Here is a 15,175-nt window from a genome sequence, read left to right as displayed (position 1 = left end):
GTGCCCTCCTTTGTGTCCTTTGCGTGCGTTGCAGTCGTGCATTGCAGTATCGGTCATGCGGGGCGTGGCGCTCGCCAGGGGGCCGGTGTCCGGCTCTCGGGCCGGTGGGGTACGGCCTACGGACGGACCATCAGCTGGAACTCGAAGGAGTAGCGGTCGGCCCGGTAGAGATGGGAGCCGTGCTCCACGGCGCGGCCGGTGTCGTCGAGGGTGACGCGCTCCATCGTCAGCAGCGGCGCGCCCTCCTCCTCGTCGAGCAGCGCGGCCTCGGCGGCGGTCGCGGCGCGGGCGCCGACGGCCTGGCGCGCGCTGTGCAGGGTGAGCGCGGCGGAGCGGAGCATCCGGTAGAGGCCGGTGGTCTCCAGACGGGCGGTGTCCGGCTCGCCGGGGCCGAGAAGCCCGGCGGGCAGGTGGTTGCGCAGATACGCCATGGGTTCGCCGTGCGCGGTACGGAGCCGTTCGAGGTAGACGACCTCGCTGCCCTCGGGGACGCGGAGGGCGGCGGCGACCGGGCCGGTGGCGGGTTCGAGGCGGTTGACCAGGACCCGGGTGGCGGGGAGCTGTCCGGCGGCGTCCAGGTCGTCGTACAGGCTGCTCAGCTCCAGCGGGCGGCGGACCGTGCTGTGCACGACCTGGGTGCCGACCCCCCGGCGTCGGACCAGGAGGCCCTTGTCCACGAGGGTCTGGATGGCCTGGCGGACGGTGGGGCGGGAGAGGCCGAGGCGGGTGGCGAGGTCGATCTCGTTGCCGAGGAGGGTGCCCGGGGTCAGCGTGCCGTTCTCCACGGCGCTCTCCAGTTGCTGGGCCAGCTGGAAGTAGAGCGGGACCGGGCTGGTGCGGTCCACGGAGAGCGGGGGCAGGGCGGAGCCTGACTGCTTGGACACGGGGGGAGCGTAGCCCGGGGCGCTGATGACGGGAAGTCGTGACGTCCGGTTGTCCTGACAAATCCTTGACACCGGGGGCGGACCGTTCCACGGTGGGGCCATGCGCATCGGACTCATCGGTACGGGCCGGATCGGGAGCTTCCACGCGGGTGTGCTGGCCCGCCACCCGGAGGTCGAGTCGCTGGTCGTGGCGGATGCGGACGCCTCGCGGGCGGCCGGGGTCGCGGGGGCGCTCGGCGCGGAGGCCGCGCCGGACGTCACGGCGCTGTTCGCGCACGCCCTGGACGCCGTCGTGATCGCCTCGGCGACGGCGGCGCACGCGGAGCTGATCGCCCGCGCGGCGGGCGCCGGGCTCCCGGCCTTCTGCGAGAAGCCGATCGCCCTGGACGTGCCGGGGACGGCGACCGCGCTCTCGGCGGTGGCCGAGGCGGGCACGGAGCTCCAGCTCGGCTTCATGCGGCGCTTCGACCCGGGGTACCGGGCGGCGCGTGAGGCGGTCCGCGCGGGGCGGCTCGGCCGGCTGCACACCGTGCGGGCGGCGACCTCGGACCCGGCGCCGCCGCCGGCCGCGTACCTCCCCCTCTCCGGGGGTCTCTTCCGGGACTGCCTGGTGCACGACTTCGACATCGTGCGCTGGGTGACCGGGCGGGAGGTCGTGGAGGTGTACGCGACGGGCTCGGACGCCGGTCCCGCGATGTTCCGGGAGACGGGGGACGTGTCCACGGCCGCCGCGCTGCTCACCCTGGACGACGGCACACTGGTCACGGCGACGGCGACCCGGTGCAACGGCGCCGGGTACGACGTCCGCATGGAGCTGGCGGGCGAGCTGGACCAGATCGCGGTGGGCCTGGACGACCGCACGCCGCTCACCTCGGTGGAGCCCTGGGCGCCGGCGCCGCCGGGCAAGCCCTGGAGCGGCTTCCTCGAGCGGTTCGCCCCCGCGTACGAGGCGGAGCTCGGCGCCTTCGTACGGCTGGTCCGCGGCGAGGCGCCCAACCCGTGCGACGGGCGGGAGGCCCTGGCGGCGCTGCGGATCGCCGAGGCGTGCGAGCGCTCGCGGCGGGAGCGGCGACCGGTACGGGTGGACGACATCGGCTAGCGGCCCCTCGGCGCGGGCGCCGGACCGGCGGGTGTCACCACCGGACCGGAAGGTGCCGGACTCCGCGCATCAGGAGGCCGGGGAGCCACTCCCAGGGCTCGCCCTCGGGGTCGAGTTCCAGGCCGGGGAAGCGGTCGAGGAGGGTCCGGAGCGCGATCCGGCCCTCCAGCCGCGCGAGCGGGGCGCCCAGGCAGTAGTGGATGCCGTGCCCGAACGCCAGATGGCCCCGGGTGTCCCGGCGGATGTCGAAGCGGTCGGGTTCGGGGAACCGGGCCGGGTCGCGGTCGAGCGCCCCGATGGCGACGAGGACGTGCCGGCCCGCCGGGATCTCGGTGCCGCCGAGGGTGACGGGCTCCCGGCTGAACCGGAAGGTACTGGTCTCCACCGGACCGTCGAACCGCAGGGACTCCTCGATCGTCCCGTCCAGGAGGCCCGGGTCGGCGCGCAGGGCGGCGAGCTGATCGGGATGGGTGAGCAGGTTGCGGACGGTGTTGGCGATCAGGTTGACGGTGGTCTCGTGGCCCGCGATGAGCAGCAGATAGGCCATGGCCCGGAGTTCGGGCCCGGAGAGCCGGTCGCCGTCCTCGGCGCGGGAGGCGATCAGACCGGAGAGCAGGTCGTCGGCCGGGCCCGCGGCCCGCTTGTCCTCGATGAGCTCGTCGAGGTAGGCGCCGAAGTCCACCATGCTCCGGCCGAAGTCCTCCTCGCCGGTGGGGCTGACCAGCTCCGTCGACCAGCGGCGGAAGGTGTCGCGGTCCGCCGAGGGGACGCCGAGGAGCTCGCAGATCACGGTGATCGGCAGCGGGTACGCGAAGGCGTCGACGAGGTCGGCCCGGCCCGCCGGTTCCATCGCGTCGACGAGCTCCGTGGTGAGCCGCTCGATGCGGGGCCGCAGGGCTTCCACCCGGCGGCCGGTGAACTCGCCCGTGACCAGGCGGCGCAGCCGGGTGTGGTCGGGCGCGTCGGCCGAGAGGAGGTGGACGCCGATGATGTCCTCCTCCGGCGGCCGTACCCCGATCACGTGCGGGGACTTGGCGAGCCGGGGGTCGGCGAGCGCCGCACGGCCCTCCTCGTGCCCGACGACCAGCCAGAACTGGAAGCCGTCGGGCATCCGCACCTCGTGGACGGGGCCGTTCTCGCGGAACTTCGCGTAGTAGGGGTACGGGTGCGCGGTGAAGTCCGCGCCGTACTCCCCCAGTTCGATGACGGACATCGACGCAGACTATCCGAAGGCGACAGGGCCGAAGTGATCAGTTCCGGCCGTCCTCGTCCTCTCCTGCGGACAGGAGGCCCGCGTCGTGGACGAGGAGGGCGATCTGGACGCGGTTGTTGAGGCCGAGTTTGGCGAGGACCCGCGAGACATGGGTCTTGACCGTGGGCACGCTCATGTACAGCTCGGCGGCGATCTCCGCGTTGGACAGGCCGCGGCCGACGGCGACGGCCACCTCCCGCTCGCGGTCGGCGAGTTCGGTGAGGCGTCCGGCGGCCGAGGTGCGCGGGGACTGCTCCGGCTGTCCGGCGACGTGCGTCATGAGCTGGCGGGTGACGGCCGGGGACAGCACCGGGTCACCGGCGGCGACCCGGCGGACGGCGGCGACGATCTCGGCGGGCGGCGTGTCCTTGAGGACGAAGCCGGCCGCACCGGCCCGCAGGGCGCGCAGCACCTGCTCGTCGGCGTGGAAGGTGGTGAGGACGACGACCTCGGGGGCGCCGGGCTCGGCGCGCAGCCGCTCGGTGGCGGTGAGGCCGTCCACGTGCGGCATGCGGATGTCCATGAGGACGACGTCGGGGGCGTACCGGGCGACGAGTTCGGGCACCTCGCGGCCGTCGGCGCCCTCGCCGACGATCTGCAGGTCCTCGGCGCCGCCGAGCATGAAGGTGAGGCCCGCGCGGACCAGGGGGTCGTCGTCGACGATGAGCAGCCGGATGGTCATGAGGGCCACGGTAGCCAGGCGTGGAGGGAGAAACCTCCGTCGGGGGCGGGTCCGTGCTCCATCCGGCCACCGGCGAGCGCGGCGCGTTCGGTGAGGCCAATCAGGCCCTGGCCGGAGCCGGGGACGGGCGGGACCGGTCCGGCGGGTGCCGGGTTGCGGACGTCGACGGTGAGACCCTCGCCGGGGCGGCCGCGCACGGTGACGGTGACCGTGGTGCCGGGGGCGTGCTTGCGGGCGTTGGTGAGGCCTTCCTGGGCGATGCGGTAGACGGTGCGGCCGGTGGCGGCGGGCACGGCGGCCGGTTCGTCCACGGTGGTGTCGAGGACGACGTCGGCCCCGGCCTCGCGGGACTCCTCGATCAGCGCGCCGAGGGTGGCGAGGGTGGGCTGCGGCCGGTCGCCCCCGTCGCCGTTCTCGCCGGGGGCGCGCAGCACGCCGATGATCTCGCGGAGGTCCTGGAGGGCCTCGTGGGCGCTGTCGCGGATGACGCCCGCGGCGCGGGCGACCTGCTCGGGCGGGGCGTCGGGCCGGAACTCCAGGGCTCCGGCGTGCACGCTGAGCAGGGTGAGGCGGTGGGCGAGGACGTCGTGCATCTCGCGGGCGATCGCCTCGCGGGCGAGCCGCTGGGCCTGGGCGGCGCGCAGCTCGGCCTCGGCCTCGGCGCGGCGGGCGCGCTCCCGCAGGGCCTCGACGAGCTGGCGGCGGGAGCGGACGAGCATGCCCCAGGCGGTGACGAGCAGGATGAGGGTGAAACCGAGGGCGATGGAGAGCCCGGTGTTGGTGGTGGGGTCGGGCCGGATGAAGGCCTGCGCGGTGGAGGTGGCGACGGCGAGCGCGCCGATCGCGGCGACCTCGCGGAACGGTCTGCGTACGGCGACGCTGAAGAGGCCCGCGAGGAGGGCGCCGGCGGCGACCGGGGCCACGGTGTTGAGCAGCGCGAGGCCGATCGCGAGCCCGGCGGGCCAGCGGCGGCGCAGCCAGAGGGCGCAGCAGGCGGCGGCGCCGAGGAGCTGGTCGACGAGGGTGACGGCCTCGCTCGTGTACTCCGCGCTGGCGTCGGCGGCGAGGAGGCCGACGAAGGCGGCGAGAAGGAAGAGCGAGGTGTCCACGATCCAGTCGCGGACGGTACGGCGGGGCCGGCTCTCCCCGTTCCCCCCTGAGGTGACCAGGTGGGAGGGGAGCAGCCAGAGCTGCCGGTCCGTGCGAGTCATACCGGCAATGTACGCAGCGGGGGGCGGCGCGCGGGGCATCGGACGGCCGGGCCGCTACCGAAGTCGCGGAGGTCGATACTTCGGTAGCGGTGCCCGTGGACCGGTGGCGGACGCGGCCGGTCTTCCGGCCCCGCCATGATCACTTCATGAAGAGGTTTCTGGAGGTCGCCGGTTCCCTGCTCGCTCTCCTCGGTGCGGCCGGGGTGGTGCGCGAGCTGACGGACGGCTGGTTCCGGCTGCTCGGCGCGACCCGGTTCCTCACGGAGAACGTGTGGTTCCTGGAGGGCCGCGAGCTGTTCGCCAACATCGTGATCGCGGTGCTCGGCCTGGTCCTCGTGATCGCGTCGCAGCGGGTGGCGAAGTCCTGACCGCGCCGCCCGCCGGGGCTCAGACGCTCGTCGTGTCGAGCCGGGTCACCTCGGCGAGGTGCTCGGCCATCCGGTGCGAGACGGAGCCGCTCGTGTAGAGGGCGCCGCCGACCACGGCGAACGGGACGGAACCGCCGAGGAGGGCGAGCATGCCGGGCCAGTCCCGGCTCTCGACGCACTCCTTGTCGTGGACGTAGTCGCTGGTGAGCAGGGCGGGGCAGGGGCTGCCGCCGCCGTCGGCGTCCTCGTAGGGGGTCAGCAGCAGGACGCCGAACCAGACCCAGAGCAGAGCGGCGATGGTGAAGAGGCCGAGGCCCCAGCCCTGGGTGCGCCGGGCCTTGGCGCGGAACTCGTTGTCGTACACCAGTGAACGCATGATCGAAGAACCTACCGGGCCTCGTCGTCGGCGGCACGGCGACCCCAACTGGTGCCCGCGAGCACGAGGATGGCGCCCGCGATGCCGAGGACACCGGGGCGGTCGCCGGCGAGGGCGATGCCCGCGGCGGCGGCCCAGAGCGGTTCCGTACCGAGGAGGAGGCTGACCCGGGACGGGGACGTGCGGCGGACCGCCCACATCTGCACGAAGAACGCGAAGAGCGTGCAGAAGACGGAGAGGAAGACCAGCCCGGCCCACTCGCGCGGGCCGAAGTCGAGCGCCACCGCCCAGGGCGAGGCGCCGGTGCCGGGGAAGGCCGCGATGACGGCGAAGACGGCGACGGCGGAGCCCAGCTGGACGGTGGTGAGGGAGAGCGAGTCGGCCGACCGGACGGCCTTGATCCGGGACATCGCCAGGACGTGGACGGTACGGGCGAGGGCGGCGAGCAGCATGAGCAGGTCGCCGAGCGACGGGGTGGTGAAGCCCCCGCCCTGGGTGAGGAGCACGACGCCGAGGACGGAGAGCGCGGCGGCGCCGAGGAAGGCGCGGGGCGGGCGGACCCGGGTGACGGCGGCCTCGGCGAGCGGGGTGAAGATCATGGTGAGGCTGATGATCAGACCCGCGTTGGTGGCGGAGGTGTGGACGACGCCGTAGGTCTCCAGGAGGAAGATCCCGCTGAGGATCAGTCCGAGGATCCCGGCGCCGCGCCACTGGGCGGCGCTCAGGGCCCGGAGCCTGGCCCGTCCGGCGACGACCAGGACGGGCAGCACCACCGCGAACCGCAGCACGAGGACGGCGATGACGGTGTGGGTGGTGGTGATGCCCTTGGCCGCGAGATAGCTGGCGCCCCAGACGACGGCGACGAGCAGGACGGGCAGGTCGGTGAGCCAGGCGCGGCGCGGGGCACCGAGGGGCACGGGGGCGGCGATCGACGACGAAGCTGACATGGCGGCCGTATCTCCAACGCTCGGGGTGGGGTGGAGACTTCGACGGCTCGCACATGGAGCGATCACCGTACCGGGACGGGCCTGTGGTGGCTACATCTTTCGGGGCGGCGGACGGGGGTGGGCGGCGGCGCGGTGGGCAACGGCCGGGTCGGCAACGGCCGAATGCGCGGCCCGGCGCGCGGCGACCCGACGCGCGGTGGCCTGGACGCGGCAGCCCGACACGTGACGGCCCGGGTGCGGCAGCCCGACACGTGGCGACCCGACGCGTGGCGGCCCGGCCGGTCAGGCGTAGCTGCCGTACTCGGGGCGGCCCGCGCGCTCGTACGTGGTGAGGGCGACGCCGGCGCCGGTGGTGCGCGCGTCGGTCAGCCGGAAGGCGGTGGGGCGCACTCCGTCGGCGAAGAGGCGCCGGCCGGTGCCGAGGACCACCGGGAAGACGAGCAGGTGCAGGGTGTCGATCAGGTCGTGGTCGAGCAGGGTCCGGGCGAGACCGCCGCTGCCGTGCATCTGGATCTCCCCGTCGGTGCGCTCCTTGAGCGCCCTGACCTCCTCGACGACGTCCCCGCGGAGCACGGTGGTCCCGGCCCAGTCGGCGGAGTCGAGGGTGGTGGTGGCGACGTACTTGGGGAGTGCGTTGAGCTTCGTGGCGATCGGGTCGGCGGGGTCCGTCTGCTTCGGCCAGTACCCGGCGAAGATCTCGTACGTACGGCGGCCGAGGAGGAAGGCGGCCGGCCGGGTGAAGACCCCCTCCATGAACCGTCCGAAGTCCTCGTCCCCGAACGGCACGGACCAGCCGCCGTGCGTGAAGCCGTCGCTGGGGTCCTCCTCCGGGCCGCCCGGGGCCTGGTGGACGCCGTCGAGGGTGAGGAACTGGGTGAGGCTGAGCGTGGCCATGGTGGTGCCCTTTCGTCTCCGGTCCATCGTGTCTCGGCAGTTCAGACCGTGCCGCCGGGCGGAACTCATCGGTGGCCGGGTCGGCGTCCGATTCATGCCAGCGCCGGGACACCCTCGCGAGTTTCATTGAACCCGCAACCACTTATGGCTTCTTCCACGGAGGTTCGGGATGTCCACGATGCACGGCACGGCGGTTCTGGTGACGGGCGGCAGCCGCGGGATCGGCGCGGCCACGGCCGTACGGCTCGCCAGGGAGGGCGCCGACGTCGCCTTCACCTACGTCCAGGACGAGGCGCGCGCCAAGGAGGTGGCGGCGCGCATCGAGGCGACCGGCCGGAAGGCACTGCCCCTGCGGGCCGACGCGGCCGACGCCGGGGACGCGGCGGGCGCGGTGCACTGGGCGGCGGACGCCCTGGGCCGGCTCGACGTCCTGGTGAACAACGCGGGCATCGGGGTCCTCGGCCCGCTGGAGTCCCTGGCGCTCACGGACGTGGACCGGGTCCTCGCCGTGAACGTCCGGGCGGCCTTCCTCGCCGCGCAGGCGGCGGCCGGGCGGCTGCCGGAGGGCGGCAGGATCGTCACCGTCGGCAGCTGCATGACGCAGCGCGTACCGGGCCCCGGCGGGGTGCTGTACGCGCTGAGCAAGACGGCGCTGATCGGCCTGACGAAGGGCCTCGCGCGGGATCTGGGCGGCCGCGGCATCACGGCGAACCTCGTCCACCCGGGCCCCGTCGACACCGACATGAACCCGGCGGACGGCCCGTACGCGGAGGGCCAGACGGCGCTGACGGCCCTGGGCCGCTTCGGCACTCCGGACGAGGTGGCCGCGATGGTGGCGTTCCTGGCGGGGCCGGAGGGGCGGTACGTGACGGGCGCGGAGTTCTCGGTGGACGGCGGGCACGCGGCGTGACGCGCCTGCGTTCGGCTGGACCGGGCCGGCGCTGGGCGCCCGCCTGGAGGAGGCCGGTCCAAAACGCCCGCCCCTAGGACCGGCGAGTGAGCCGAAGGGCGCCGCCGGGGGAACGGCCCCGAGCGCGCGGAGGCCCCCGAGGAACGAGGGGGTCGAGCACGGTCGGGGCCGTGAGCCCGGCTCCGGGCGCCCGGAGGCGAACCGAGCCCTCAGAAAGGGGGGTGCGTGATTCGCGAGAGCGCAGCGGTGCTGTCGTGCCGCTGCGCCCTCGCGGGCCGGGCGGGGTGTCGTACCCGCCCAGTTCATGGGGCGGGCCCGGGGGCGTGCCCCGGCCCGCTGGTGCGTACGGGCTGTGGTCAGCCGCCCAGTTCCTGGTGGCGGGCGGTCAGACGGGCCGTACCGGCGTCCGTGAGGGAGCCGAAGAGGCGGAGGCGGGAGATGCCGCCGTCCGGGTAGATGTCGATCCGCACGCGGGAGCCGACCGCCGGGGTGTCGAGCACGAAGCGGTGGTTGGTGTCGGGCTGGAGGCGGGTCCGGGGCAGGATCTCGGTCCACTCCTCGGAGCCCTCGGCCGCGACGGAGAGCGCGGCCCAGCCGGCGCTGTTGCCCTTGAGGTACGCGGTGTCGATCTCGACGGCGCGGATCTCGGACTCGGCGACGAGCTGGTAGCGGATCCAGTCGTTGCCCTTGTCGCGGCGGCGGCGGGTCTCCCAGCCGTCGTCCATCTTGCGGGAGCGGCCGGGCTGGATGGTGTTGGTGGCCGGGGAGTAGAAGCGGTCGGAGGCGTCCTCGACCTGGCCGCCGTTCTCCAGGGCCGCGAGGTCGAAGGTGCCGAGCACGCCGAGCCACTGCGGGTCGGGGGCGACCTCGCCGTACACGCGGAGGCGGGCGATGCCGCCGTCGGGGTGCTGGTTGACGCGGAGGTGGGTGAAGCGCTGCTCGACGTCGACGGCGAAGCCGTTGGCGGCGTGGCCGCCGACGGCGGTGCGCGGGACGAGCACCGTCCACTTCACGTCGTCGGCGAGGAGCTCCTCGGGCGAGGGCGAGCCGGGGACGGAGGCGGCCTCGACGGAGACGGCCTGCGGGTAGTTGCCGCGGAAGTGGGCGGTGTCGAGGACGATGCCGCGGACGACGCCGGGCGCGCCGAGCCGTACGAGGGCCCAGTCGTGGTCGTCCTCGGTGGGGTGCGGCTGCTGGGCGGAGACGCCGCGGCGGCGGCGGGTCTCCCAGCCGTCCATGATCTTGCCCTTGTGGCCGAAGTGCTCGGGGTCGAACTCGGCCGCCTCGGGCTTGAGCAGGTTCTCGCGCTCGGCGAAGAACTCGTCGTTGGCGGCGATCACGCCCGCGCCGAGGCGCCGGTCGGCGAGGTCGGCGTACTGGGTGAAGGGGAAGTCGGCCGTCCGGTAGTCGGCGTAGGGGTCACCACCGCCGTAAGGGCTGGCGTCGCCGGTGAAGGAGGGTATGCCGGTGCTCACGGGTCAGTTGTTCCTTTCGAGGAGGCGGCCGGAGGGCTCGGCGAGGGTGCCGTGGTCGGCGATCCGCTCTCCGCGCAGCCAGGTGGAGGTGACGACGCCGTTGAGGGTCTTGCCCGCGTAGGCGGTGATCCGGTTGCGGTGCTGGAGCTCCGCCGGATCGACGGTGAAGGTGGCCTCGGGGTCGAGGACGGCGAAGTCGGCGTCGCGGCCGGCCTCGATGGCGCCCTTGCGGGTGAGGCCGGCGAGCCGGGCCGGGCCCTCCGACATCCAGCGGACGACGTCCGTCAGGTCGAAGCCGCGGCGGCGGGCCTCGGTCCAGATGGCGGGGAGGCCGAGCTGGAGGGAGGAGATGCCGCCCCAGGCGGACGCGAAGTCGGGCGTCTTGAGGTCGGTCGTCGACGGGGAGTGGTCGGAGACGATGCAGTCGATCGTGCCGTCCGCGAGCCCCTGCCACAGCGCGTCCTGGTTGACGGCCTCGCGGATGGGCGGGCAGCACTTGAACTCGGTGGCGCCGTCCGGGATCTCCTCGGCGGTGAGCGTGAGGAAGTGCGGGCAGGACTCGACGGTGACCTTGACGCCCTCGGCCTTGGCGGCGGCGAGGACGGGCAGCGCGTCCGAGGAGGAGAGGTGCAGGACGTGGACGCGGGCGTTGAGCCGGCGGGCCTGGTTGATCAGGTTCTCGATCGCCGTGTTCTCCGCGTCGCGGGGGCGCGAGGCGAGGAAGTCGGCGTACGCCTCGCCGGAGCGCTGGGGCGCGGCGGCGAGGTGGTGGGGGTCCTCGGCGTGCACGATCATCAGGCCGTCGAAGCCGGAGATCTCGGCGAGCGAGGTCGCCAGCTGCTCCTGGTCGAGCTCGGGGAACTCCTCCACGCCGGACGGCGACAGGAAGCACTTGAAGCCGAAGACACCGGCGTCGTGGAGTGGGCGCAGGTCCTTGACGTTGTCGGGCAGGGCGCCGCCCCAGAAGCCGACGTCGACGTGGGCCTTGGCGCGGGCGACCTCCTGCTTGACGCGCAGGTTCTCCACGGTGGTGGTGGGCGGCAGCGAGTTGAGGGGCATGTCGAGGAGGGTGGTGATGCCGCCGGCGGCGGCCGCGCGGGTGGCGGTCCAGAAGCCCTCCCACTCGGTGCGGCCGGGGTCGTTCACGTGCACGTGGGTGTCGACGAGTCCCGGCAGGACGACGTCGTCGCCGACGTCCTCGAGCCGGGCACCGGCGGGTACCTCGGCGTCGTACGGCAGCACGGCCGCGATCGTCCCTCCGGAGACGGCGATCGACGCCGGGCGTGTCCCCTCGGGGGTGATGACACGCGTCGAGCGCAGGACCAGGTTGACGTCCACCCGTACCCCTCTTCCAGTGCTTCAAGAAAAAAATTCAACGAACTGTTGAAGGAGTCTTCACTTCCGGACGACATGTCGTCAAGGGCACACTTCCAGCATCGGCGAGGATGCCGGGCGGCGCCGTGGGCCACTTGGATGTTTCCACCAAGTGAAATGCAAATTCCGTACAGTAGAACGTAGCTCCGTACAGCCGGGAGCGACCCGGACGGCTCCGGGCCGTCGCCGACACCGGACAAACACGCCCTGACCGGCGCGGACGCCGCCACCAGGACCATGTACCCCGGCCAATGGGCCGGTAGGCTGCTGCCTTGCCCGCCTGCCCCGAAAGGACCGTTGACGTGCCGACGTCCAGCGCCAGCACCACCGACGCCGCCAAGCCCGCCGCGAGCGGGGGCGTCCAGTCCCTTGAGCGTGCCTTCGACCTCCTCGAGCGGATGGCCGACGCCGGGGGCGAGGTCGGGCTGAGCGAGCTCTCCGCCAGCAGCGGACTCCCGCTCCCCACCATCCACCGCCTGATGCGCACCCTGGTCGCCTGCGGGTACGTGCGCCAGCAGCCCAACCGCCGGTACGCGCTCGGCCCCCGCCTCATCCGGCTCGGCGAGTCCGCCTCCCGCCTCCTCGGCACCTGGGCCCGCCCCTACCTGGCGCGGCTCGTCGAGGAGACCGGCGAGACGGCGAACATGGCGCTGCTCGACGGCGACGAGATCGTGTACGTGGCGCAGGTGCCGTCCAAGCACTCGATGCGGATGTTCACCGAGGTCGGCCGGCGGGTGCTGCCGCACTCGACGGGCGTCGGCAAGGCGCTGCTCGCGCACACCCCGGCGGAGGAGGTCCGCGCGCTGCTCGCCCGCACCGGCATGCCGGCGGCGACCGAGAAGACCATCACGACGCCGGACGGCTTCCTCGACGCGCTCGTCGCGGTCCGCGAGACGGGGTACGCGGTCGACGACAACGAGCAGGAGATAGGAGTCCGCTGCCTCGCCGTCTCGGTCCCGGACTCCCCGACGGCCGCGGCGATCTCGATCTCGGGCCCGGCGGGGCGGGTGACGGAGGCGGCGACGGAGAAGATCGTGCCGATCCTCCAGGAGGTGGCGCGGGAACTGTCGGCGGCACTGGCGAACACGACGGCCAACGGGGGCGCGTAGCCCTAGGGGTCGGACCTTGGCCCTGCAGGGCCGGGGCTTGGCCTGCAGGGCCGGCACCTGGACTAGGTCCCGGATCCACCGGGGGCCCGTTCCCCCGCGGCGGGGCGACCACCGCACCGCCGGCACGGGGCTACGGTCCGGACCCGCCGCCGCTGTACGTGTGCGCCCGGCCGAACGGACGCCTCCACGCGTGCACGCGACCTCCCGCCCCGTCGCGGCGCGATCCGCGCGCGGCCCCTGCGGTCTGCGCCCTGCGGCTGCCCCCGCCACCCACCGCCTGTGTTGGGGCGGGACGGGTGGGCACCTGACGGAGCGCGTCGCCTCTGCCGAGCCGCTTGCCCACCGCCGTGTGGGCAATCGTCCCGCTGGGGCGGGACGGGTGGGCACACGGGACGGCGCCCTCTGCGGCGCCTCCGCCCCTTGTGCCTGGACCCGCACCACCAGTGCGCCACAGTCGGGGTGCGGGTCAGGGCGCGGAAGCCTAGGCCCGGCAAGGGGCGCCGTTCCGTTGTGCCCACCCGTTCCGCCCCAGCGGAACAGATGCCCACAACGGGGGTGGGCGCGACCACGGCAAGGTTCCTGCCAAGCCGCAGGCTGCGACCGGGCGTGGCTCCCCGCAAGCGGCGCGGCTCCCGGCGAGAGGGAGGGTCAGGCCGGGATCGGGGTCGACAGGTGGCCGTCCCTGACCTCCACCACCCGGTCCGCCCGCCCCGCATGCCCCCTGTCATGCGTCACCAGCACCGTCGCCGTCCCCCTCCCCACCGTCAGCCCCGCCAGCAGCTCCATCACCGCCGCCCCCCGTTCGTGGTCCAGCGCGCTCGTCGGCTCGTCGACGAGCAGGACCGCCGGCTCGTTCATCAGCGCCCTGGCGATGTTGACCCGCTGCCGCTGGCCCCCGGACAGCTGGTGCGGCCTGCGCCCGGCCAGGTCCGCGAGGCCGACCGCGTCGAGCAGTGCCAGGGCCCTGCCGCGCGCCGTCTTCGCCGGCCGTCCCGAGACGTGCGCCATCACCTGGAGCTGTTCGGCCGCGGTGAGCGAGGGCAGCAGGTTCGGCTGCTGGAACACGATCCCGATCCGCTCCCGCCGCAGCGCCGCCCGCCCTGCCGCGTCCAGTCCCCCCGTCTCCGTACCGTCGACGACGACCCTCCCGCTGTCCGGTGTCACCAGCGTCGCGGCGACGGCGAGGAGGCTGGACTTGCCGGAGCCCGAGGGTCCGACGACGGCCGTGAGGGAGCCGGCGGGGACGGTGAGGGAGACCGCGTCGAGCGCGGTCAGCCGGCCGTCGCCGTCCGGGTAGGTGAGGGTGACGGCATCGAGGACGAGACTCATCGGGCACTCCCGAGCGCGGTGAGGGGATCGACGGCGGTGATCCGCCGGATGGACAGCGCCGCCCCGAGGGCTCCGAGGACGACCATCACGGCGGCCGGCGCGAGGACGGTCAGCGGTTCGAGGACGAACGGCACGTTCCCGCCGCTGACCAGCGCCCCGACGGCGACCGCGAGCCCGGTCCCGAGCAGCGTGCCCGCGGTGAGCATCAGGACCGCCTGCCCGAGGGCGTCCTTGAGCAGGTACGGCGTCGAGGCGCCGAGGGCCTTCAGGACGGCCACGTCGCCGCTGCGCTGGATGGTCCAGACGGTGAAGAAGGCTCCTATGACGAGGGCCGAGATGGCGAAGAGGAAGCCGCGCATCAGCTGGAGCGAGCCGTTCTCCGCCTGGTAGGACCCTATGGCGGTGAGGGCCTCGTCGACGGTCCTCGCCTCGGTGCCGGCGGCCTTGTCGCCGGCGCCCCAGTCGGTCCCCCCGGCCCCGCGGAGCGCGACGACGGTGGCCTGCTCCTCCGTGGTGGTGCCGCTGTGGCCGAACCGCTGCCAGTCGTCGAGGGTCGTCCACACGACCGGCGTGTGACTGTACGAGGCGTCGCCCGCGACCGCCGCGACGGTCAGCTCCAGGGGGCCGAGGCGGACGGGGTCGCCGACGGCGACGCCCAGTTCCTCGGCCGCCGACTCCGAGAGCACGGCCTTGCCGGAGGCGGGCGCCACGGGTGCGAGCCCGCCCTCCGGTTCCGTACCGAAGGCGGAGACGGCGGCGGTGCGGTCCCCGGCGGCGCCGTTGAGCGTACGGATGCCGAGCGGCGAGGCCGCCGTCACCCCGGGCCGTTCGGCCCACTCGCCCCACTGCTTCTCGGTGACCGTCGAGTTGGTGAAGGAGACCGACTGCCCGGACGGCGGCGCCGCGAAGGCGAGCCGGTCGGCGGGCAGGCCGGTGATCGCGGAGATGTTCTCCCGCGCCAGGCCGGCGGTCAGTCCGGACAGCAGGCCCACGAGCAGGGTGATCAGCACGATCACGGTGCCCATGAGCGCGAACCGCCCCTTGGCGAATCGGAGGTCTCTCCATGCGACGAACATGCTGACCAGAGTGGTCGGCGAGGTGCCCGGGGGGCATCGCGCCACGGATGGCTCCGGCATCAAACTTTCGGTTGAGCCCGGATTGTCTGCCGCTGTCTACGCTGGAGGGAACATGGATCCCCACTCCTCCCTCCCCGCCGCTCCCCGCTCCCCCCTCCACCGCGCTCCCCGCTCCCCCGCCCGCCCCAC

Annotated in this window: 15 protein-coding genes; 4 read left to right on the top strand and 11 right to left on the bottom strand. The window is 73.8% G+C overall.

Features of this window, described 5'->3' with window-relative positions; translation table 11 throughout:
• Positions 1–116: 116 nt before the first annotated feature.
• Positions 117–845 (bottom strand): GntR family transcriptional regulator, encoded by a 729-nt coding sequence (locus AMK27_RS15790; RefSeq protein WP_073907701.1) that lies wholly within the window; start codon positions 843–845, stop codon positions 117–119.
• 139 nt (positions 846–984) lie between these two features.
• Here AMK27_RS15790 and AMK27_RS15785 point away from each other — a divergent pair, with 139 nt between their 5' ends.
• Positions 985–1,983 carry a Gfo/Idh/MocA family protein gene (locus AMK27_RS15785; protein WP_073907215.1) on the top strand — a complete coding sequence of 333 codons (999 nt, stop codon included), beginning with the start codon at positions 985–987 and terminating at the stop codon, positions 1,981–1,983.
• A 34-nt stretch (positions 1,984–2,017) separates the two neighbouring features.
• Here the strand turns inward: AMK27_RS15785 and AMK27_RS15780 are convergent, their stop codons facing one another.
• Genes AMK27_RS15780 through AMK27_RS15770 form a run of 3 tightly spaced genes read right to left on the bottom strand, consistent with a single transcriptional unit; the run spans position 2,018 to position 5,128 of the window.
• Positions 2,018–3,196 (bottom strand): cytochrome P450 family protein, encoded by a 1,179-nt coding sequence (locus AMK27_RS15780; RefSeq protein ID WP_073907212.1) that lies wholly within the window; start codon positions 3,194–3,196, stop codon positions 2,018–2,020.
• 37 nt (positions 3,197–3,233) lie between these two features.
• Complete coding sequence (locus tag AMK27_RS15775) at positions 3,234–3,917, bottom strand: response regulator (RefSeq protein ID WP_073907700.1); 684 nt, start codon at positions 3,915–3,917, stop codon at positions 3,234–3,236.
• Positions 3,914–5,128, bottom strand: a complete 1,215-nt coding sequence (locus tag AMK27_RS15770; protein WP_073907209.1) for a sensor histidine kinase — start codon at positions 5,126–5,128, stop codon at positions 3,914–3,916. Before AMK27_RS15770 ends, AMK27_RS15775 begins: the two co-directional genes overlap by 4 nt.
• A 146-nt stretch (positions 5,129–5,274) precedes the next feature.
• Here AMK27_RS15770 and AMK27_RS15765 point away from each other — a divergent pair, with 146 nt between their 5' ends.
• Positions 5,275–5,496, top strand: a complete 222-nt coding sequence (locus tag AMK27_RS15765) for a hypothetical protein (RefSeq protein WP_073907206.1) — start codon at positions 5,275–5,277, stop codon at positions 5,494–5,496.
• A 19-nt stretch (positions 5,497–5,515) separates the two neighbouring features.
• On the opposite strand, the gene AMK27_RS15760 is transcribed toward AMK27_RS15765, so the two are convergent.
• The 3 genes from AMK27_RS15760 to AMK27_RS15750 all read right to left on the bottom strand — a co-directional run bounded on the left by AMK27_RS15760 (position 5,516) and on the right by AMK27_RS15750 (position 7,713).
• Positions 5,516–5,872, bottom strand: a complete 357-nt coding sequence (locus tag AMK27_RS15760; RefSeq protein ID WP_073907203.1) for a hypothetical protein — start codon at positions 5,870–5,872, stop codon at positions 5,516–5,518.
• 11 nt (positions 5,873–5,883) lie between these two features.
• Positions 5,884–6,819, bottom strand: coding sequence for a DMT family transporter (locus tag AMK27_RS15755; protein WP_073907199.1), 936 nt, complete (start codon positions 6,817–6,819; stop codon positions 5,884–5,886).
• 282 nt (positions 6,820–7,101) lie between these two features.
• Positions 7,102–7,713 (bottom strand): dihydrofolate reductase family protein, encoded by a 612-nt coding sequence (locus AMK27_RS15750; RefSeq protein ID WP_073907195.1) that lies wholly within the window; start codon positions 7,711–7,713, stop codon positions 7,102–7,104.
• Positions 7,714–7,882: 169 nt separating this feature from the next.
• Between AMK27_RS15750 and AMK27_RS15745 the strand changes: the two genes are divergently transcribed.
• Positions 7,883–8,623, top strand: coding sequence for an SDR family NAD(P)-dependent oxidoreductase (locus tag AMK27_RS15745; RefSeq protein ID WP_073907191.1), 741 nt, complete (start codon positions 7,883–7,885; stop codon positions 8,621–8,623).
• A 356-nt stretch (positions 8,624–8,979) separates the two neighbouring features.
• Here AMK27_RS15745 and alc read toward each other — a convergent pair whose 3' ends face one another.
• Positions 8,980–10,098, bottom strand: coding sequence for an allantoicase (gene alc, locus AMK27_RS15740; protein WP_073907188.1), 1,119 nt, complete (start codon positions 10,096–10,098; stop codon positions 8,980–8,982).
• 3 nt (positions 10,099–10,101) lie between these two features.
• A complete protein-coding gene (gene allB / locus AMK27_RS15735; RefSeq protein ID WP_073907184.1) occupies positions 10,102–11,436 on the bottom strand; it encodes an allantoinase AllB in 1,335 nt (444 codons plus the stop codon).
• A 338-nt stretch (positions 11,437–11,774) separates the two neighbouring features.
• On the opposite strand from allB, the gene AMK27_RS15730 reads away from it, so the two are divergent.
• On the top strand, positions 11,775–12,581 hold the full coding sequence (locus tag AMK27_RS15730) for an IclR family transcriptional regulator (RefSeq protein ID WP_030323875.1): 807 nt from the start codon (positions 11,775–11,777) through the stop codon (positions 12,579–12,581).
• Positions 12,582–13,229: 648 nt separating this feature from the next.
• Here AMK27_RS15730 and AMK27_RS15725 read toward each other — a convergent pair.
• Both AMK27_RS15725 and AMK27_RS15720 read right to left on the bottom strand, forming a co-directional pair.
• Positions 13,230–13,910, bottom strand: coding sequence for an ABC transporter ATP-binding protein (locus AMK27_RS15725; RefSeq protein ID WP_073907180.1), 681 nt, complete (start codon positions 13,908–13,910; stop codon positions 13,230–13,232).
• Entirely contained in the window at positions 13,907–14,986 is a 1,080-nt protein-coding gene (locus AMK27_RS15720) for an ABC transporter permease (RefSeq protein WP_073907696.1), read from the bottom strand. Before AMK27_RS15720 ends, AMK27_RS15725 begins: the two co-directional genes overlap by 4 nt.
• Positions 14,987–15,175: the final 189 nt, after the last annotated feature.

Source organism: Streptomyces sp. CB02009 (genome assembly GCF_001905825.1).
GTDB lineage: Bacteria > Actinomycetota > Actinomycetes > Streptomycetales > Streptomycetaceae > Streptomyces.
Note: the sequence above shows the minus strand (reverse complement) of the source record. Positions and strands in the feature narration are given on the sequence as shown.

Excerpts from the sequence above, each read along its gene's own strand:
- AMK27_RS15785 (WP_073907215.1), top strand. The coding sequence starts at position 985 with ATGCGCATCGGACTCATCGGTACGGGCCGGATCGGGAGCTTCCACGCG.
- AMK27_RS15780 (WP_073907212.1), bottom strand. The coding sequence starts at position 3,196 with ATGTCCGTCATCGAACTGGGGGAGTACGGCGCGGACTTCACCGCGCAC.
- AMK27_RS15775 (WP_073907700.1), bottom strand. The coding sequence starts at position 3,917 with ATGACCATCCGGCTGCTCATCGTCGACGACGACCCCCTGGTCCGCGCG.
- AMK27_RS15770 (WP_073907209.1), bottom strand. The coding sequence starts at position 5,128 with ATGACTCGCACGGACCGGCAGCTCTGGCTGCTCCCCTCCCACCTGGTC.
- AMK27_RS15765 (WP_073907206.1), top strand. The coding sequence starts at position 5,275 with ATGAAGAGGTTTCTGGAGGTCGCCGGTTCCCTGCTCGCTCTCCTCGGT.
- AMK27_RS15760 (WP_073907203.1), bottom strand. The coding sequence starts at position 5,872 with ATGCGTTCACTGGTGTACGACAACGAGTTCCGCGCCAAGGCCCGGCGC.
- AMK27_RS15755 (WP_073907199.1), bottom strand. The coding sequence starts at position 6,819 with ATGTCAGCTTCGTCGTCGATCGCCGCCCCCGTGCCCCTCGGTGCCCCG.
- AMK27_RS15750 (WP_073907195.1), bottom strand. The coding sequence starts at position 7,713 with ATGGCCACGCTCAGCCTCACCCAGTTCCTCACCCTCGACGGCGTCCAC.
- AMK27_RS15745 (WP_073907191.1), top strand. The coding sequence starts at position 7,883 with ATGTCCACGATGCACGGCACGGCGGTTCTGGTGACGGGCGGCAGCCGC.
- AMK27_RS15725 (WP_073907180.1), bottom strand. The coding sequence starts at position 13,910 with ATGAGTCTCGTCCTCGATGCCGTCACCCTCACCTACCCGGACGGCGAC.
- AMK27_RS15720 (WP_073907696.1), bottom strand. The coding sequence starts at position 14,986 with ATGTTCGTCGCATGGAGAGACCTCCGATTCGCCAAGGGGCGGTTCGCG.